The 20,521-nt window shown below is 41.5% G+C and carries 17 protein-coding genes; all 17 read right to left on the bottom strand.

What is annotated here, in order from left to right; genetic code table 11:
• Nucleotides 1–59: 59 nt before the first annotated feature.
• Nucleotides 60–2,774 carry an FtsX-like permease family protein gene (locus Q0E19_RS03635; RefSeq protein ID WP_294407580.1) on the bottom strand — a complete coding sequence of 905 codons (2,715 nt, stop codon included), beginning with the start codon at nt 2,772–2,774 and terminating at the stop codon, nt 60–62.
• Nucleotides 2,774–3,475 (bottom strand): ABC transporter ATP-binding protein, encoded by a 702-nt coding sequence (locus Q0E19_RS03630; protein ID WP_294407578.1) that lies wholly within the window; start codon nt 3,473–3,475, stop codon nt 2,774–2,776. Before Q0E19_RS03630 ends, Q0E19_RS03635 begins: the two co-directional genes overlap by 1 nt.
• 339 nt (nt 3,476–3,814) lie before the next feature.
• On the bottom strand, nt 3,815–4,042 hold the full coding sequence (locus Q0E19_RS03625) for a hypothetical protein (protein ID WP_294407574.1): 228 nt from the start codon (nt 4,040–4,042) through the stop codon (nt 3,815–3,817).
• A 34-nt stretch (nt 4,043–4,076) separates the two neighbouring features.
• Nucleotides 4,077–4,529, bottom strand: coding sequence for a hypothetical protein (locus tag Q0E19_RS03620; RefSeq protein WP_294407570.1), 453 nt, complete (start codon nt 4,527–4,529; stop codon nt 4,077–4,079).
• Nucleotides 4,501–5,112: a signal peptidase I gene (locus tag Q0E19_RS03615; RefSeq protein WP_294407786.1), complete on the bottom strand. Its 612-nt coding sequence runs from the start codon at nt 5,110–5,112 to the stop codon at nt 4,501–4,503. The genes Q0E19_RS03620 and Q0E19_RS03615 overlap by 29 nt, the downstream gene beginning before the upstream one ends.
• Before the next feature lie 94 nt (nt 5,113–5,206).
• Nucleotides 5,207–7,399, bottom strand: a complete 2,193-nt coding sequence (locus tag Q0E19_RS03610) for a DUF2357 domain-containing protein (protein WP_294407567.1) — start codon at nt 7,397–7,399, stop codon at nt 5,207–5,209.
• A gap of 31 nt (nt 7,400–7,430) precedes the next feature.
• Entirely contained in the window at nt 7,431–9,011 is a 1,581-nt protein-coding gene (locus tag Q0E19_RS03605; RefSeq protein WP_294407564.1) for a hypothetical protein, read from the bottom strand.
• A 46-nt stretch (nt 9,012–9,057) separates the two neighbouring features.
• Nucleotides 9,058–9,729, bottom strand: a complete 672-nt coding sequence (locus tag Q0E19_RS03600; RefSeq protein ID WP_294407559.1) for a signal peptidase I — start codon at nt 9,727–9,729, stop codon at nt 9,058–9,060.
• A gap of 29 nt (nt 9,730–9,758) precedes the next feature.
• Nucleotides 9,759–10,499, bottom strand: coding sequence for a hypothetical protein (locus tag Q0E19_RS03595; protein ID WP_294407556.1), 741 nt, complete (start codon nt 10,497–10,499; stop codon nt 9,759–9,761).
• Between the two features lie 30 nt (nt 10,500–10,529).
• Nucleotides 10,530–11,300 (bottom strand): EAL domain-containing protein, encoded by a 771-nt coding sequence (locus tag Q0E19_RS03590; protein WP_294407554.1) that lies wholly within the window; start codon nt 11,298–11,300, stop codon nt 10,530–10,532.
• Nucleotides 11,301–11,514: 214 nt separating this feature from the next.
• Nucleotides 11,515–12,540 (bottom strand): hypothetical protein, encoded by a 1,026-nt coding sequence (locus Q0E19_RS03585; RefSeq protein WP_294407549.1) that lies wholly within the window; start codon nt 12,538–12,540, stop codon nt 11,515–11,517.
• 348 nt (nt 12,541–12,888) lie between these two features.
• A complete protein-coding gene (locus Q0E19_RS03580; RefSeq protein WP_294407545.1) occupies nt 12,889–14,769 on the bottom strand; it encodes a L,D-transpeptidase family protein in 1,881 nt (626 codons plus the stop codon).
• A 187-nt stretch (nt 14,770–14,956) separates the two neighbouring features.
• Nucleotides 14,957–16,477 carry a 2,3-bisphosphoglycerate-independent phosphoglycerate mutase gene (gene gpmI, locus Q0E19_RS03575; RefSeq protein WP_294407542.1) on the bottom strand — a complete coding sequence of 507 codons (1,521 nt, stop codon included), beginning with the start codon at nt 16,475–16,477 and terminating at the stop codon, nt 14,957–14,959.
• A 28-nt stretch (nt 16,478–16,505) separates the two neighbouring features.
• Complete coding sequence (locus Q0E19_RS03570) at nt 16,506–17,339, bottom strand: hypothetical protein (protein ID WP_294407538.1); 834 nt, start codon at nt 17,337–17,339, stop codon at nt 16,506–16,508.
• A gap of 264 nt (nt 17,340–17,603) precedes the next feature.
• Nucleotides 17,604–18,380 carry a triose-phosphate isomerase gene (tpiA, locus tag Q0E19_RS03565; RefSeq protein ID WP_294407534.1) on the bottom strand — a complete coding sequence of 259 codons (777 nt, stop codon included), beginning with the start codon at nt 18,378–18,380 and terminating at the stop codon, nt 17,604–17,606.
• Between the two features lie 106 nt (nt 18,381–18,486).
• On the bottom strand, nt 18,487–19,047 hold the full coding sequence (locus Q0E19_RS03560) for a hypothetical protein (RefSeq protein WP_294407531.1): 561 nt from the start codon (nt 19,045–19,047) through the stop codon (nt 18,487–18,489).
• 96 nt (nt 19,048–19,143) lie between these two features.
• Nucleotides 19,144–20,367 (bottom strand): phosphoglycerate kinase, encoded by a 1,224-nt coding sequence (locus tag Q0E19_RS03555; RefSeq protein ID WP_294407529.1) that lies wholly within the window; start codon nt 20,365–20,367, stop codon nt 19,144–19,146.
• Between the last annotated feature and the right edge of the window lie 154 nt (nt 20,368–20,521).

Raw genomic sequence — 20,521 nt, 5'->3', positions numbered from 1 at the left:
CGCTCGGTATTACCCGAACAATGCAGATGTTTAATTAATCAAATTTTAAGATATTATGTTTATTCTCTGTTTTTAAGCACCTCAACAGGTGAAACCTTTTTGAGTTTGTTTACAAGCAGAGCGTTTATAATCAAGTATATCACCATTATGCCTGCAAATATACCCGCATACAAATACCATGGGAATTTCATATTCATTCCGCAGCTTGTGTTTGCGATCATCCAAGGGTATATAAGATCGGCAATAAGCTTTGACAGAGGTATGCATATTACCGCTCCGATAGCAACGATATACATATTGCCGTTGAGATAAAGCTTTCTTATTTCCTTTACTCTGAATCCGAATATTTTTATCAGCGATATTCCGAATCCTGCTCGGTCTATCATAACGTTCATCATAAGGTACATTACCACAAAGAAAATCACAACAGCCACACTCGTAAGCATCTGCACCAGCGGCATAAGAAGTTCAAGGAAAACGTCTGCTGTGCGGTTGATATCATCTTTGGTCGTGATAGAATAGATCCTTCCGCTGTCAATATCAAGTTCCTTGTCAGAAAGGACAGCATTGTAATAATCATCGTCCTGTCCGAACAGCTCACGCATACTGTCTATATCCATAAAAACAGTAAGTCCTGCGGAATAATCTGCAATGCCGTTGATTGTGAAAGCATAGTCCATTTCATTTGCACTGTCGGTCAGTATAAGTTTATCACCTACTGACAGTCCATATTTCTGCTGAACAGATTTGCTCATAACTATGCTTGACTTTCCGCTGACAGTTTCGCAGTCGAAATATTTGTTGTTATCATCGATTCCCATTATCATAACGTCAAGAGTATAATCAAGATATGTTTTGGAAAGTGACTTTGTATATACAGCTTCTCCGCCCTCTGGGACTTCCTTTTCAGGATATTTCAGAGTGTACATATATTCATACTTAGTATCCGCTTTGGTTTCCTTCTTGACATTATCGCAAAGCACATAGCAGTTAAGACCTATCATAAATATCAGCAGTGAGATGAGCATAGCAAAGACAACTGTAAGTCCTGTTCTTGCCTCTCTTATCATTTGTCTGATCTTGAAAGTAGTTATAAAATTCTTACTTTTAAGGTTTATCTTCTTTACATCGGTCACTTTCTGTTCGTCCTTTATAAGTGAGAGCGCTGTCTGTGACAGACGTTTATTTATAACAAGATAGTTGACTATTGCCGAAACAACAGGCGGCATTATAATACTGTAAACAAGCAGATACGGAGGTATTGATGTGCTTATTTTTGGTATCGAGAAATAATTATAGCTGTCCTGCATCTGATACTGCACACCTATCGGCGTCATAGCCACAAGTGTACCTATAATTCCGCCTATGAAACATATTACAGTCGGCAGAGTTATATAATGCTTTAAAAGGTCACGTTTTTTTACGCCAAGCGCATACATTGCTCCGATAACGCTGCTTTCTTTCTGTATCTGATGTATAACGAATACTGAAATAACGTATGTGAAAAGTATCATTACTATTACGCCTGCAACTATACCGGCCTGCTTATGTATAAGCACGTCAGCAGCCGCACCCTTTATTCTCGGATTATCCTCCGCCTTGATAAATGTAGTGAGATTATCTATTTCATAATCGAAAAGCTCGTCGATAACATCATTTGTTTCCTTATCGAGATCTGTTACACCGTCATAGAGTTCTTTTGAGCCGTCAGCAGCGTCTTTTACGCCGTCTGCATACTCCTTTGTTCCGTCAAGGTACTCCTTTATGCCGTCCAGTGAGGTTTTAAGTGATTTTATATCTTCGCTTTTTGTCTGGCTGTAAAGTTCATCAAGTGTCTTTCCATAATTATCGGCTTTGAGCGTCTTGTTTACACCCATTGCCGCAAGTGATGAGTTTGCCTGTGAGATAAATCCGTCAAATATCTCCTCTGCTCCGTCGGTAAGCTCTGAGCTGTTTTCATCAAGCTCTTTTATGCCGTCATTAAGCTCTTCCGCTCCTGATCTGAGGTCTGCTATGCCCTCAAGCAGGTCATCTTTCTTTCCTATGGTATCTTCGATAGTTTCCTGAAAGAATTTATCTTCGACCGCATTGTAGTCAAAGGAAAAATCCTTTATCATTGATTTCAACTTTTCATCGCTGAGCTTGCCATTCAGAAGATATGCATATGTATACTCCTCTGCCGCCTGTGAATTGTTTTCACACATTTCGGTATACTGTGAATCATCGACAAAAGCAAGTCCGAAACCCTCGCTTTCAGCCGCTGTATCTGCTATATTTTTTACAGGAAGATCATAATCGGGAACACTTCCGATACCGACTATTTCAAGTTCGCTGCCGCTGACAGTTATACTGTCGCCGACTTTATATCCATTGACCTCAGCGAAACGCTTTTCGATAACCATTTCGCCTTTTTTATCAGCAAGTCTGCCTTCATCAAGATCTATCAGATTTACCTTCTGACGTTTTTCCATTACCCTCAGAGTTTTTCCGTCCTTGATATCTATATCCATGCTGAACTCTTTTTCAAGTGTGCAGCCTTTCTTTTCTATCTTAGCGATCTGATCGTCCGTCAGAGGTATAAATACGCTGAACTCGCCGTCCTCACATTTGTTTGAAATACATTTTTCATCTGTTCCGTCGATAATACTGTCTGCCGCACCGACAACGCTGATCACGATATACATACCCATAACTATGAGCAAAGTAAGCGCAAGATAGCGCATGAAATTGCTTTTGAGATCACGGGGCAGACGCTTTCTTAAAACCTTATTCATTATAGATCCTCCAGCTCTGCGGCAGGTACTCTGCTTTCGTTTTCATAATCTTTTTTGATAAGTCCGTCCTTGACGATTATAACTTTATGCACCATATTTTTTATTGAATTATTGTGAGTAACGATAAGCATGGTCGTTCCATATTTCTCATTTATCTTTTCCAGCAGGATAAGAATATCTCTGGAAGTTTTTGAATCCAACGCACCTGTCGGTTCGTCACAAAGCAAAAGCTTAGGATTTTTTATAAGCGCTCTCGCAATGGCACATCTCTGCTGCTGACCGCCCGAAAGCTGTGACGGGAACTTGTTCTGATGTTCGGTAAGTCCCAGAGTATCAAGAAGTTCGTCCATATCAAGAGGATCTTCCGCAAGATATTCACAAACCTGAATATTCTCCCTCACCGTAAGGTTTGGCACAAGGTTATAAAACTGAAAAATAAATCCGAGATTATCTCTGCGGTAATCGGAAAGCTTATCGGGATCAAGTCCGAATATCTCCTTGCCGTCAACCTTGACCGAACCTAAATCCATAGTATCAAGTCCGCCGATACAGTTGAGCAGCGTGGATTTTCCCGAACCGGAAGTTCCCTGTATAACGCACATCTGACCCTTTTCAACACCTGTTGATATCCCTTTCAACACCTGAATATAACTTGAATCCTTACCATAGCTTTTCTTCAGATCCTTTACTTCAAGATACATAAAATAGCCCCCTTGATAGTCTTTATATAAGTTAGATATAGCTAACTTATAATCAAAATAGTCCAAATTCTTTACAGTTACGCACGACTTGCATAACGCTGTTATGTAGATAACAATGTTATGTTAGCATAAATTTTTCGAATTGTCAAGTGTTTTTCAGCATTTTTTTAATAATTGCGCAAATTGCACATTTCAGCAATAAAATAAGGTCTGCACAGGATATGTTCTGCACAGACCTTTATTAAGATCATTGATATTATGATAAAATTTTATTCTCATTATCAGCAATGTGTTTTCTTATAACAAAGCATTCAATTTCAGATCATCCGTCTAAAAATATCAGACCATTGAGTCAAGCTTTTTCTGCAATTCTATCATATGGTTTCTGCAGGCGGTTATCTCACCTGTATACTTGTTGAACCATTCAACATCGTTTTCATTAGGCTCTTCCTGCAAAAGGATAGCCTGCACAAGCGCCGACTGAGAACGTGATCTTTTTCTTTCGATCTCTTCAATAGTCTGCTTGCACTTCTTTATTTCTTTTTTCAGCTGCCTTTTCTCGTTCATAAAATACCATCCTTATCTATAAGTATTCTGAAGATCAGTTTCCCAGTTTATCGACAGACTCTACTATCTCGTCTGCCTCGTCATATCCTTTATCCAGATCTTTGATTATATCCGTCAGAGCAGTTTTCGTATCTTTCAGCTTGTCTTTCATCTGCTCAGGATATTTCACATAGCAGTAATGCAGTTCGTTTATGGTTTTCTGTTCATCGGTATAACCGTCTATAAGGAACACCATATTTCTTGCTGCGCCAAGATCTGAGATCATCATATTATACCTTATCTCAAAGTCCTTTTCGTCTTTAAGGTAGGTATCTATCTCATCTACTGCCTCTTCAAGATTCTGCTTATATTTCGCCTTGTATGTATCCTGCACCTCTTTGGATTTATCAACATAAAGACCTATCATCACGAAAAGTCCTGCGAGAGCGGCAAAGAACATAATAAAAGCCGTTACCATTTTAGCCTTCATTATTTTCTCTTGATTCATCTTCTCCCGCCTCCTTTTCTGATATTTTTTCTATATAGTTTTCTTCATAGAGCTTTTGCTTTTCTTTTTCGATAGCCTCACGGATAAGCTTTTCCTTTTCCTCGTCAGCATCTTCCTGTGAACTGTCCCTGCTTTCAAACCTTATTCTGCGTATGGTGATGACCTCATACACCGATATACACAGCATAGGGATTATCACCGCCACCATAAGCAGCTTTTTCCCCGACGCAAAAGAATTTATCCATTTCAGAAAAGCCGATTTGCCGCTGTATATGCCAACGACATTTTCTTTCTTTACAGCTGTGCTGTCCTCATAGGTATTCGCATCGCCTTTGGTAATAAATTCGCCGTTTTCATTTACACCAACTATCCTATGTGTATTCAGCATTCCGTATATTTCGCTGTCCTCAGAGTAAAACGTTATTATATCCCCTGTTTTCAGCTTATCTGTATCAACGCTTTTTATGATAACATAGTCACCCTCATGTATCGAAGGCTCCATACTGCCCGTAAGCACTCTCGCAACGCTGCGCCCAAATACTTTAGCAGGCTTTCCCTGATAGTTACACATTGCGACATACACAACAAATATCAATAGCACCGCAAGCAGGATACCTGCAAGTATGCTTATGATTTTTTTCAGACGATTGAATAGATCAGCGATCTTGACTACCTCCCTACTTAAGACTTCTCGCCTCAGCTCTTTCCTTGAAATATCTTGCTATTCTCTGAACTGTGCTTACATGATACTTCTTGTAAAGCTGTTTCATTTCATTATCAATAGCAGCCTGTTCCTGCGGTGTACGCTGTACAGGAATATACGGCTTTGGATTTTTCTTGTTGTTCTTACGCTTTTTGCGCTTGAACTTCATAAAATCTATCTGACGTTTTATCTTATATTTCAGCATAGGTGAATACTTTGCGTACAGCCGCTCCATTTCACGTTCATGCTGCTTTTCCTGTTCTTTTTTCAGCTTTTCTGCCTTGATCTCTGCAAGCTTCTTTATAAGATCAGGATTATCCGTATCCTCAGGTATAATACCGAATACATTGGCAAGGAGTGCTTTTGTACCTCTTCTGAGCATATGGAAAGGATTTTTGGAATACTCTCTGTAAATTTCCGAGAAATCCTTGCTTTCGATCCTTGCACGATCTGCTCTGAGCTTATCAGCACGTTCTCTTTCACGTCTTTCAATCTCAATCTGCTGTTGTTTTTCCTTTGCCTTTTGTGCAGCGACCTCAGGACTTTCGATCTCTTCAAATGCGGGAGTTTCCTCTTCCTGAGCAAGCTCTTCTGTCTGAACAGGCTCTTCCTGCTCATCATTCTTCTGAACTTCATCAGCAACAAATTCTTCCTGTGCAGCAGCAAGTTCATTTCTTATAGTTACCTTATCTTCCCTTATCCTCTGCTGTTCAGCAAGCTGGCGCTCTTCCTCTAAGCGGCGCTGTCTTTCTTCCTCTTCATGTCGGAGCTGTTCAGCGATACGCTCCTGCTCTTCTCTTTCAAGACGTTCACGTTCCTCACGCTCGGCTTTCTCTCTAGCCTCCTGCTCAGCACGCTTTTTAGCAAGCATTTCCTGCACCCTGCGTTCTTCCTCTTCCTTTTCACGCTGGATACGTTCTCTTTCTTCCTGCATCTCACGCTCGATACGCTCACGTTCAAGACGTGCATTCTCAGCCTCGATGCGCTTTCTCTCAGCCTCAGCACGAGCTTTTTCTTCGGCAATACGCCTGTTTTCCTCGTCCTTGAAGAACTGAGTTTCTATTTCAATTATCCGATTAAGTTCCCCTGCGATCTCTCTGACATTATCAGGCATATTATCCGCATCACGGCTCAGACTTTCAAGTCCATTGCCGTAGTAGGAAACATCATACCTATCGGAATCCTCTTTTTCAAATTTTCTCAGGAATTTAGGTGCAATGGTCTTGCTCCTCTGAGTTTTCAGCTCAACCGCTGACTCAGCCCCCTTATTCGTATATGTCCTCAGCAACAGAAAATTCATTGCTGCCAGCTTATAGATATCATCTACATAATTCTTGTCGGGTTTCTTTGCTGTATTGGAAATATTTATCTCATAGCCGACTTTATCATATCCCTCTATGTACTGCCACAGAACAAGGCAGGCTTTGAGGTCCACGTTTTTCATTATGGCATTTGTACGCATAACAGGCGGTCTGATATAGGTGTTTCCAAGAGTGGTACAAAGTATGGAGCCTTTATAACCCTCGATAGCTTTCTTTATCTTCTCCACCCTGTCCCAAACAGTAAAACCCATATCGTTGGCTGTTTCAAGACTGTCAGCAGTTTCTACTTTCAGACTTATGTTCATTTTTCTGCCAGCCTCGTTATCTACTGAGGCTTCATAATCGAAAGTATAGACTTCCTCGTCCCTTGCCACCTGCAAAAGTTTCTGATATCTTATGTTAATAAAAACGAAAAGTCTGTCAACAAGAGTATTAACAAACTTATTTTCGTAAGTCATAAGACTTTCTTCTTTATGGATATTAAGTATCTTTGACGGAGTGATCTTTCCCGTTTTCTTGTCGATATCCTGTATAAGGTCTGTATGCTGCGCAAGGTGCTTTACAGATTCAACAGTTATCTTTCTCGAAAGAGCGATAGGAACGATCTCTTCCACATCTTCAATGGTTTTTCTAGGATTTCGCAAAACATTATCAAGGTGCGGAAGTCCGTTTTCTATTGCCTCTACCCATGAAACGTCGATAGCTTTTTCCATTATCTTTCGGTTAAAGGCAAAGGTATTTTTACCTGAAAGGAGGAGGGAATAAACGGCGTTGAACTGTTCGTCAGTTTCCAGCATTTCCACAGACTTCATAAAATTATCATACCAGTCTTTGTATGCGTTCAACTTATTCCCTCCTCTTCATATTTTTTATGGATCAATAGAGCTTCTGCAGTCTTTCAAGATATTCGATAGATTCCTTCATAGAGTTCTTACCAAAAGATTTCTGAATGTAAACGCAAAGCTCTTTAAGCTCATCTCTGAGCATTGCAAGGTTAAGAGATTCAAACTTTCTGAATATCTTAGTGGCAAGCACATAATCGATACCGTCAATCTCTTCTCCGCCGCAGGCAACGTATACAGGCACAAACAGGTTCATCTGTTTAAGGATACGGTTACCGAAAGCCACACGCAGCTTTTCGATTACCCAAAGGTCAAGCTGCTGTATCTTTTTAAGGTTTTCCTGCGAAACAGGATATGCCTTAAATGCCTGTTGGAACAGATCGTTAAGATGATCGTAACCCAAATTTATAGGCGGTGTATCAGGTGCGTCAAAGGCAATTCCCTTAGCGTCAAGGTTGATCGGCTGAGCACGGTCATATACCTTATCTGAAATAGCGAATGTAGAATCGTCGTTATTCGCAGTACCGATATACCATATATTCTGCGGAATGCAAAGCTTACCTTTATCAAGATGTATCGGGTCTGTACTCCAAACGCTCGGCACAAGGTCAAGTTTCCACTCATCCGCATTAGGCATTTCGAGTATGGAGAGCATTTCCGCAAAGTAATACTCAATTCTTGCGATGTTCATTTCATCGAGAAGAATGAGGTTGATATCATTATTAAAGCTTGAGGAATATATTCTCTTGAGGACTTCCGTTTCATTGAAGTTCTTGGTAAATTCGTTGAAGTAACCGAAAAGTTCCGTTCTGTCACGCCATGATGGCTGAACCGACGCTATGGTCGTATCGTTTTGCAGGAACTTACCGAAAGAATACGGCAACGATGTTTTACCTGTACCGGAAATACCTTGCAGGATAATCAGCTTTGTAGATGCCATACCTGCAATGAAAAGTCTGATAGTTTTGATATCATAATACAGATGCATTCTTGAGCAGGCAAAATTTCTGTATGCCTCGCATATGCCGCTGAGTGTTATCTCGTTGTCATACTCAGGCGGAGTATAATCGGCATAGAATGTATCCACTTCGATAAGCTTTGAAAATCTGTGATCCGCAGTCTGGATAACGCCGTCAGATGTAACAGCACCCTCGCCGCCTGCCGCATCAGGTTCGCCATTCTCATCATACACAGCACCGCCGGCAAGAGCAAGAGCCTCACCCGTTCTGTTCGGCAGACCCATCTGAGCGACTTTCATCGCCATGATATCGTCCTTTTCCTTAGTCATTTTTATGACCTTATGCTGGAGATCAGCGATCTCTTCAATAAGATCTTCGTTGCTGACGATCGAATGTCTGAATCTCAGATACTTTCTCACAGCAAGCACTATCATAAAAACAATAAGAGCAAAGATAGCCACAACTACCACTACTGCAATAACAGCCAGTATCCAGCCCAGCACACCAAATTCGGTGGAGTAATTCTTGAATATTTTTATGTATTCCTTAATATTAAAAATCTGTTTTATGCCATTCCACAAACCCTTGAAGATAAGACCGAAACCTCCAAGCATTTCAGATATAAACACAAAAAACCATTTCAGAAATCCGTTCATAACATTCTCCTGATCCAATCATCAGCAATATATCAACTTGATCTTTTTAATCTTTGTTTTCAGTATCGTTCTGCTGCGAATTTTCTTCCTCTTTTTTCTTCTGCTCGGCAAGATATTCCTCGACAGCACGTCTTTTGATCTCTTCCTCGTCACTTTCCGTGATAACAGGGCGCTTGATCTCTACAATCGTAACGATCAGCTTATAAAGCTCGAACAGGAAGAAAAGTGCGATAGGGATAAGTATGCAGATAAAGAAGCCTGTCTTTGTACGCAGGAAACTCATCACCTTGCCGAATCCGCCCAGCTTTGCGTTTGTCCACTGACCGATTATGTCGCTGGCATACACGTTATAGCTATCGTTTGCATCGTTTGCATCGCCTCGTGTAACGAAACTCTTTGTGCCGTTTTCTTCTACGACTTCAACGATACGGTGGGTATTTTTTACTTTCTGTCCCTCAACGATATCTATTGTCCAGAAAGTGATAACGTCGCCCTTTTTAAGGCTGTTGATATCGTCTATCTCCTTGACGATTATGAGATCGTCCTTTTTGAATGTCGGTTTCATAGAGTCAGACTCTACCGTCAGCGGAATATAGCCGAAGATGTTCGCCACACCGTTATTCCTGTCTGACGAAAATACAAGTATCGTCACGATAAGTGCAAGCACAAGGACGATCCATGCTATGACGTTAAATCCGATTTTTAAAGTTTTTTTCATTTTTCTTACCTCAATTTCTTATTTTTTGATCAGGTTCCCTCTACAATTTTAAAGTCCATTCCAAGTTTCATTGTTCCGCCGATTATATTATCCAGACAGTCGGGATCGTTTCCCTCAAGCCAGATAACAACGGTAAATTTATCTTTATCCCCCGGAGCAAACTTTTCACGTCTTGAAGTCATAACTTTTGTGGACGATGCAAACTCTGAATCACAGTCGGATTCTTTGCCTGTACCGTTGGATTTTGTTTTGCCGTAAACTGTTTTTTCGCCGTTCACATAAAGCGCTACTCTTATCGCCTCGTCAACATTGTTTGTGACATTTTCGATAGTCATTTCGCTGTCGTATGTAAGAGTATCCTTACCCGAATTTATCAGGTAAAAAGTATAGGCAATATAGCTTTCGCCATTATGACTTCCGTTGACCATATCAATATTATCAGGAAGATCCTCTCCGCTGATATTTGTCATATCATAAACTATATCCGCATTAAGTCTTGCGTTTGAACGCTCATAGTCGGGAGTTTCCGACAGAGTAAGTCCCTGATCTATCATATCGTATTTATTGATCTTAACTGTAAAGCTGCCGTACTTGTCATAGAAATATGATACCGCATATGCCGCCGCCACAACTGCTATCAGAATAATAACAAGTATCCCGAAGACACGCATTATAACGGTATAGCGTTTAGCCTCTTTCGCCGTTCTTCGCAGTTCAAGCACGTCTACGACTTTATTGCGCTCGTCCCTTTCGATAACTTTTTCTTCCAAAATTGTATCTCCTGTAAAATTAGTTTTTAATTAAAAATCAGAGTTCTGATTACTGCGCCTGCGCATATATCTCTCAGCAATGCATTTTCCTGCACTGTCGCCTGTGTAGTAAAGGCATTGATATTCCGAAAGCTGACTGCGCTGTGAGTTTTCAAATATCTCAGCCGCAACAGGTTCTGCCCCAAGATCGTTTACAAAATTGATAAGTGAGCGCACACAGCTGTCCGCTCTTTCATTACTGCCGAGAGTTTTTATCACTGACGAACTGAGCATAACGAAATCGACATTGAAATCAGCCATTTTTATCATATTGCAGTTATCGCCGCCAAAGCTGTTCAGCAAAAAGTGAAAGCCTTTATCCCTCAGCGCATTGATATTTTCAGCGGCTGAGCCGTCGGTTTCCAAAAGCAGGTTGTCAGATATCTCAAAGCATATTTTCTTGCTCATAACGTCAAGCTTGCCGCACAGGTCTGTAACGGTTTTAACGCAGTCATCACGGCGGAGAAATCTGACAGGCATATAGACAGATATCCACGAAAAGTCGATATCACGGCTTTTGAATTTATTTATTGCCTGCAAAAGCTGAACAAAAGCGAGTTTGAAAATACTGATACATTGTTCGGAAAGCTCCGCCACGGGGATAAAATCCTTAGGGAGAAGTACGCCGAGCTGAGGTCCGTTAAGCCTTAATTCGGTCTGATAGAAAGATGTATCATTATCGTCAACATTCTTTATGGGGCGGTACAGCAGTTCAATAGCACGAACGCCGTCAACGGTAGAAAAGCCGTTATTTTCGATCATATCAAGCCGCCCTCCTCAATTCGTCAAAATAGTCCTTAAAACCACATAATACTTAATAATATTATACAATAAACGTATATAAAAGTCAAGAAAAAGCGGCGGCTGATTTTCCATTTAATGCAAAGCAACCGCCGTATTTGTTAATATTCAAAAAAGCTTTAAATTCCAAAAAACGCCGATTTTGGTCGGCGTTTTTGTTGTATTTAGTTTAGATTTATACACCAGTTCTCTGATCAAGTGAGAAATCAAAATTGATATTCCAATCCTGATTAGCTGTAAGGTCTGAACAATATTCACTTTCGCCTTCAATCCATACTCTTACTATAAAACTCTCTACACCATAAGTAGACTCTGTTGCTGCTGGAAGTTCAAATACCGCTTCATTTTTTGCAGTTATATAATCTGATGTACCGTCATTAGCATCCTTAACAGTTGGTGCAGCAATTGTAGTACCAGTAGCTGAGTACTTGCCTACTGCATTCAAGACTTTAGAATTATAGGTATCACTATTTAAACCAAAGATAGTTGTTGTACCTGCATCTGATGTATTTGCTGTTAAATCACTAGCTGCACCAGTCATAGTAGCTGAGCCTGTCAATGCTACAGAATCATTACCCTTATTTACAGGAATAATTGCAACACGAACAGCCTTTAAAAGATCAGTTCCAGTAGCAGTTGTATCAGCATTTTCACCATCTACAATTGAAACAGTACAATAAACTGTACTTGCTGTCTTATTACTCGATCTGATCCACATAGGAACATCAATAAAATATCCGCAATCCCGATCTTCTGTCAACTGTGCAATTTTACCTGTTGCTTTTCCAGGGGTAAGCTTAGCAGTATTATTAGTTTTTACCGCCTCTACATCTGTATCATCAGCAACCTTTGTACCACCGGCATAAACTCCAGTTTCGTCAACATGATAAAGTACATTACCAGTTGCAGAAGAAGCAGGCTTAAGTTTTCCAATTTCCTTATAAAAATCACTAACAGCAATCTTTCTTGTCCAAGTAGTACTATCCTTTGCAGGATTTGTAACAGAATCGAGTTCTCCAAGTGAAATTTCAAGTGAACTACTTGTTGTTGCTGACATCTGAAGTCCCTCAACCTGTGCTGATCTATTCATTGTAAACCATGCATATGTAGCGGTTGTCAGCATTACGGCTGATGCGGTAAGCATTGCGACAGCAGGTATCAGTTTTTTCTTAGCTGATGTTTGTCTTTCATTAGTTTTCATTTCTAAATCCCCTTCATAAATAAATTTATCGTTTTTCCGATACAAAATAGGAGTTCTATTTTTTCCACGAATAACCCCTTTTCTTGTATATTATTATACATTTTACTGCACAATTTGTCAAATGTTCGTAGACTATTAACAATCGAATTTACTTTTAACCATATTCATATCCTAGTCACAAATCAGTGTAATCGAAAACATTTCCCCACATTTTTCGGCATTTTTACACTTCAACAATTTATTACTAAATATAAATTAGTAAAAATGTATGCTTAATTATAGCAAAATTTACTCAAGCATTTCGGGCGTAAAAAAGCTGTATCCACCGAAATGAATACAGCCTTTGATTTATGACCAGTATGCGAACACAGGTGTACCTTCGGCACAGTTTTCATAGATGTACTTCGCCTTGTCGAACGGCAGATTTATACAGCCGTGAGAACCCCATGTGCTTGACTTATATTTCTCTCCGCCGAACACACCGTTCTGCCATGATGCATCGTGGAAACCTATGCTTATGGTACTGATATTGTTCCAGTATTCAACATATGAAGAATAGGATTTTCCGTCGGAACTTCCTGTCAGAGTTTTTCCTCTCTCCTTGAGCCAGAGCTTATAAACTCCCGCAGGGGTATTTCTCGATTCGCTCGGATAGCCCGAAACTATGTCGCTTTCCATTTTAACAACACCGTTTTCATAATACCACATATGCTGAGCAGACAGGTCAACTTCAAAATATGTATTGCTGTAATCTGTATCAGCTGTTCTCCAGTCAGGATCGCAGGTATATGTATATGACGAATACGGATTTACATAGTAAACAGGCTCAGTTTCGGCAGACTCGCCTGCCTCGATAAGCTCGCAGATAAGATCTCTTGTCTTTTCCTGATCTATCCACCAGCCGTAACAGCCGTCGCCCTGCGGCATTGTGATAGTACCTCTGTTGGTAGTCTTGAAAGTTCTGTCCTTGCCGAAAGTATCGTACTTGTCAGCAAGTTTTTCGACATAGGTCATTGCCTTGTCCTTATCGACGGTATAACCCTCAGCAGGATCGTCTGCGTCAAATTCGATCCAGTCCATTATCTCAGAGCCTTCAAGGACTTCTGTCGTATAGTTGAAATCAAATGTAAGCTCAATATTGCTGAGGTTATTGAGATGATCGCAGTCCTCCTGCAGGTCAGCCGCAGTTACCTTAGCCTTTTCGTAGCAGTCAACACCCGAAATGTTTATCTCAAAAGTATCCTCGTCAAGAGCAGACTCAACGTACTTGTAAAGCACATCTATCTTGTCAGTATCGACCTTATCGCCGTTGACCTCATTGACGATAGTGAACACACCGCTGCCGTCCTCAGTTTCCTTTATATAAGCGTCCTCAGGAGTTATTGTGGTCTGAGCGTCAACGACCTTTCTTTTGAGTATTCCCTCAAGGGATTTTTTATCATACTTGAAAGAATGGTCTATCTTATATTCAGTTTCATTGAACTTTGATGACAGCCATGAATAATGATCCTGCTGTTTATAGAACTCTGTGACTTTTTCCTTTGTGCTGTCCTTATAGCCGATATCCTCCATTTTTATGGAGATAGTGCTGCCGTCCTTTTTGGTGATGACAACGCTCTTAGGGATATCTGATGCCGCCTCAACAGCCTTTGCTGCGTCAGCCTGTGTCATGCCGCTCACATCTATGCCGTTGATATATGTATTGTCCAAAAAAACTCCCTTATAAGCATTAAGTCCTGCAAGGTAAAGTCCGCCTGCTCCTGCGCACATAACGACTACGCAGGCAGAAAGAATGATAGCAGCTTTCTTTCCTGCGGAAGATTTTTTCTTCTTTTTGCCTTTTTTCTTGCTTGGATTCTTGCTGTTTTTTCCGCTTTTAGCTGAATTTGCAGAAGTCTTTTTCTTTGCAGATGATCCGCTTTTTCTTTCTGCACTTCTTTCAGCCGTTTTCACAGAAGAATATGCTACCGTATCCTGCGGCTCGAAATAGTCCGAAAAGTCAGTAACACCCTCAGACTGAGCATTCTGCTCCGAGGAGTTCCCTGCTGCGGCAGCCATAGATCTTGCGATTGCTTTAGCCATATCTTCCTTTTTGCTGCCTGTTTTTTCGTTCTCTTTCGGCGAAGATGTATCTTTTTTCGCAGCCTTTACAGAGCCTGTGAAATCATCATCTGAAAGACGCAGACCGTCTTCATTGAATGAAAAATTGAAATCGTTTTTGTTATCCATTCATTACATACCTTTCCCGATCCTGTACAGCTTCAGCCATACATTAAACACATAATAATACACTTTTAATTATTATACAACATTCTTTTGCGAATTGCAACCGATTTCCCGAATTTTCACAAAACTATAAAAAATCAGACGGCCGCAGCACAAGTACGGTCGTCTGATAAAAATTCAGATGCTTTTATTACTTAATGATAGACTCTCCTGTCATCTCTTCAGGCTGCTTGAGATCAAGGATCTTAAGCATTGTTGGTGAAAGGTCAGCAAGAACGCCGCCCTGTCTGATCTCAACATTTCCTGCGCCTGCAATGATGAGCGGAACAAGGTTAGTTGTATGAGCTGTGAATGGTGAGCCGTCCTCTTCCATCATCTTGTCGGCATTACCGTGGTCAGCTGTGATAAGAGCAACTCCGCCCTTAGCAAGAACAGCGTCAACAGTCTTTCCAACACACTCGTCAACAGCCTCAACAGCCTGTACAGCTGCCTCGAACACACCTGTATGTCCTACCATATCGCAGTTAGCATAGTTAAGGATAATAACGTCATACTTATCTGACTCTATTCTCTTAAGTACCTCGTCGCATACAAGATATGCGCTCATTTCAGGCTGGAGGTCATATGTTGCGACCTTAGGTGAGTTGATAAGCGCTCTGTCCTCATTCTCAAACGGAGCTTCAACACCGCCGTTGAAGAAGAATGTAACGTGAGCATACTTTTCTGTTTCAGCGATTCTCAGCTGTGAAAGTCCGTTCTTTGCAACGTACTCGCCGAATGTATTTACAAGGCTTGTAGGACGGAAAGCAATGTCAACGTTAGGCATTGTTGCGTCATACTGAGTCATGCATACATAGTAAACAGGGAATCTGCCGTTTCTTCTCTCAAAGCCCTTGAAATCATCATCAACGAAAGTTCTTGTGATCTCTCTTGCTCTGTCAGGACGGAAGTTGAAGAAGATAACGCTGTCGTTAGCAGAGATCTTTCCGTTCTCGTCGATAACAGTAGGAACAACGAATTCGTCTGTAACTTCTGCTGCGTAGGAATCCTTGATAGCCTGAACTGCGCTGTCAGCCTTGTTGCCCTCGCCGTAAGCCATTGCAGCATATGCCTTTTCAACACGCTCCCAACGGTTATCTCTGTCCATTGCATAATAACGTCCCATTACGGAAGCTATCTTACCTACGCCGATCTCAGCCATTTTAGCTTCAAGCTCAGCTACGAAATCTGCACCGCTTGTCGGAGGAACATCTCTTCCGTCCATGAAGCAGTGAACGTATACCTTTTCAAGTCCTGCCTTCTTAGCAAGCTCCAGCAGACCGTAAAGGTGTGAATTATGTGAGTGAACACCGCCGTTTGAAAGAAGTCCGAACAGGTGAAGTGCGCTGCCGTTCTTCTTACAGTTTTCAACAGCTGCTGTGAAAGCCTCGTTAGAGAAGAAATCTCCGTCCTTGATGGACTTTGTTATTCTTGTAAGCTCCTGATAAACGATCCTTCCTGCGCCGATATTTGTATGACCTACCTCTGAGTTACCCATCTGTCCCTCAGGCAGACCAACGTCCATTCCGCTCGCACCAATAAGTGTATGCGGATAATTCGCAAGAAGTCTGTCAAGATTTGGAGTTTTAGCTGCTCTTATGGCATTGCCATAGCTGCTGTGATTATAGCCAAAACCGTCCATAATAATAAGCGCTACTGGTTTTTTAGACATAATTTATTTTCCTTTCAAATTTTCAAATTCATTCCCGATAACCGTTTCGGGACAGATAATCAATAACGTCCTGCTTGTAATTATCTTCAATATGATAATACTCTTTGTTGAACCGAACATAGTCAGATACAGAACTTTCAAAATATATTACAGAGCCGTTAGAAAGCTCGATCTTTAGCCAATCTCCGCCTTTATCGGCTTTCTGCGAATTAGGCTCGGCTTTCTGTGCGTTTTCCTCGATATATTTACAGAATTCAGCAGTCCTGTCCAAGATCTCACTGTCCGTAAACTCTACACCATAACCAAGGTTGGTGCTGTCCATATAGACTGTAATACTGTCAAAAGCAGATTCATCATTGGAACTATCCGAAATATCATCAGCCATAGCTGAATCGCCCCAATAACCGCCGGCTTCAAGGAAACTGATAACATACTGCTTGTATTCCGTTTCTTCATCGGGAACAGAATAATAATCAGTTCCTATCCTTACAATATCAGATTCTCCCGATTCAAAACTGATCTGCGGTGCATCTGGAATGTCAATTATAAGCCAATCTCCGCCCGCAACCGATTCACGAGAATCTGGTTGGATAACATTGCCGTTTTCCATAACAGACTTATAGAACTCAGAAGTTTTTGCCAGCAGTTCGCTGTCATTAAATTCTACACCCTCATGAAGATTTGTAGAATCCATTCTAATAGTTACGCTGTTCACCTGTATATCATTTGTTGGTGTTTCAATCTGCTGATTTTCTGATGACTCTGCCGTACTCTGTGAAGAGTCAGTATTTTCTTCACTTCCACAGGCAGTGAATGCAAAGACCTGACAAATACATAATGCAAGAACGAGTAGTTTTTTCATAGTTGTACTCCTTTCGGTTGTGATCTCACCAACTGGCAAGATCTGTTCACTTTCTATCTGATTACAGTATCTCTGATCTATATTTTATAACAACTGTACTGAGTTTAGGATATTCGCCGAAAGATAAATGAAAGCATTATATGAGTGCAAGTCAAATATGAAACACGTCCCTGACTTTGCACCTTTTATATATTTTCTTCCTATAATAAATACAGGGACAGCCGCAGCCGCCCCTGCGGAACGTTTTTTTATTTTGATATTATATTAGCCCTCAACAGCAGCCTGTACGATAGTATTGAAATCGTCAGCCTTGAGTGATGCGCCGCCGATAAGACCGCCGTCTACGTTCTCCTTAGAAAGAAGTTCTGCACAGTTCTTAGCGTTCATTGATCCGCCGTACTGGATAGTAACTGCCTCAGCTGTTGCCTCGTCATAGATCTTAGCGAGTGTTGCTCTGATGAATGCGCAAACTTCCTCAGCCTGATCTGCTGTTGCTGTCTTGCCTGTACCGATAGCCCATACCGGCTCGTAAGCTACTACGCACTTCTTGATATCCTCAGCAGAAACACCGAAGAAGTCAAGCTTGATCTGTCTTGCGATAACTTCCTCTGTGATATCGCACTCACGCTCCCAAAGAAGCTCGCCTACGCAAACGATAGGCTTAAGACCGGCAGCAAGAGCAGCCTTTGTTCTCTTGTTTACTGTTTCGTCTGTTTCGCCGAAATACTGTCTTCTCTCGGAGTGACCGATAACAACGTACTCAACGCCTACCTCAACGAGCATATCAGCTGAGATCTCGCCTGTGAAAGCGCCGCTCTTCTCAAAGTGAACGTTCTCTGCACCGATCTTTACATTTGAACCTGCTGTTGCATTTACAGCTGTTTCAAGGTTTGTGAAAGGTACGCAGGCAATAACCTCTACCTTGCCGTCAGCGTTAGCTACCAGCGGCTTGATAGCCTCGAGAAGCTCCTTAGCCTCAGGTCTTGTCTTATTCATTTTCCAGTTACCTGCAATAATTGCTTTTCTTACAGATTTTTTCATAGTAAAAACTCCTTTATTATAAATTTCAAGAATAAACTTTGACATCAATATTATACACTAATAAGCCTGCTTTGTCAACATCAGAAAGCAGACAAACACTATGTATTTACAGTATCAGCATAACTCCCACGACAGCCACGAGCAGACCTATTCCTTCAAAAACATAGCCGTTGAAGTTCTTGTCCGAACTCTTTTCATTTTCCTGTTGTTCGTCCTGTTCTGCATCATCGGTAAGCGTACCGTTATCGAGATAATACTCCTGCGGAGCGTCGGGATCGTACTTTATTTTTAGTATCTGTCCCTTTTCATAGCCGTCATCGGGTATTATCTGAGTATACTTTTCGCCGTCCACTTCATAGCCTATCTTCCACTCGACGAACTGGACTGTACCGCTGCCGTTGAAATCAGGCATTTCTGTTTTCTTCTTTTGCAGCACTTTTGCCTCGGCAGGCACATAGTTATCCTCTTTCGGGATATTCTGTTCATGCTCAGGCAGGAATTTATAACCTCTCAGCACCTTTATGCCAAAATATATTATCAGCATTCCCACAATGAGCAGCACAACTCCGACCTTAGCCTGCGCTCCGTGCAGAAAGCCTGAAAACGCTGTATTCTCCAATGCATTTTCTTCGCTGTCGGCTGAAAGGATAGTAAGCATATCCAACATTATTGATAATTCACCACGTTTCGGTTTAAAATCATGTATAAAAAAGGGCAGGCAAATCAATGCCTGCCCAAGCTTTAGCTAAAGCGGAAAAATATATTACTTGTCAGCAATAACGTCGATACCTGGGAGAACCTTGCCCTCGAGGTATTCGAGTGAAGCTCCGCCGCCTGTTGAGATGTGGCTCATCTTGTCAGCGAAACCGAGCTGGATAACAGCAGCTGCTGAGTCGCCGCCGCCGATAATTGTTGTAGCGTCTGTTTCAGCAAGAGCCTTAGCAACAGCGATCGTACCTGCTGCAAGTGTTGGGTTCTCGAATACGCCCATAGGTCCGTTCCAAACTACTGTCTTAGCGGACTTAACTGCATCGCCGAAGAGAGCCTGTGTCTTTGTACCAATGTCAAGACCTTCCTTATCAGCAGGGATCTTATCGGAATCAACAACTTCAACTTCGATAGGAGCGTCGATCGGATCAGGGAAACCTGCTGCAACTGTTGTATCGATAGGGAGAAGAAGCTTCTTGCCGAGCTTTTCAGCCTTTTCCATCATTTCCTTGCAGTAGTCGATCTTTGTATCGTCAACCAGTGAAAGACCAACTTCCTTGCCCTGTGCCTTAAGGAATGTATAAGCCATACCACCGCCGATGATAAGTGTATCGCACTTCTCAAGGAGGTTTGAGATAACGTTGAGCTTATCTGCAACCTTTGCACCGCCGAGGATAGCAACGAATGGTCTTACAGGTGTTTCAACTGCATTTCCGAGATAGTTGATCTCCTTCTGCATGAGGTAGCCGACAGCTGTTTCCTTAACGAACTTTGTAACGCCTGCTGTTGAAGCGTGTGCTCTGTGAGCAGAACCGAAAGCGTCCATTACGAATACTTCACCGTCAACGAGATCAGCGAGTTCCTTAGCGAAACCTTCGCCGTTCTTTGTTTCCTCTGCGCCTCTGAATCTTGTGTTCTCGAGAACAACGATATCGCCGTCAGCCATAGCTGCAACAGCCGCCTTAGCATTGTCGCCTACTACTGTATCGTCAGCTGCGAAAGTAACCTTTGTTTCAGGAAGAAGCTCTGCAAGTCTTGCAGCAGCAGGAGCCAGTGAGAACTTAGCCTCAGGACCATTCTTAGGCTTGCCCAGATGTGAGCAAAGAACTACCTTTCCTCCGTCAGCAACCAGCTTCTTGATAGTTGGAAGAGCTGCTGTAATTCTGTTATCGTTAGTAATTACGCCGTCCTTGAGCGGAACGTTGAAGTCAACTCTTACGAGGACTCTCTTGCCCTTTACATTAATGTCATCAACAGTAACCTTGTTTAAACCTGCCATTTTAAAGACATCCTCTCATAATAAAATTTCGGGGAGATCCCGATAAAAATATCTGTTGTTACAAATTTAACAACCTTACAATATATTATATAATATACTGCCGAAAAAATCAAGCTTTTTTACATATTTTTTTCGCACTGCAAAAGTATGCATA

The sequence above is a fragment of the uncultured Ruminococcus sp. genome (assembly GCF_934476685.1).
Lineage (GTDB): Bacteria > Bacillota > Clostridia > Oscillospirales > Ruminococcaceae > Hominimerdicola.
The sequence above is the reverse complement of the archived record's forward strand: the minus strand, read 5'-3'. Positions and strand labels throughout refer to the sequence as shown.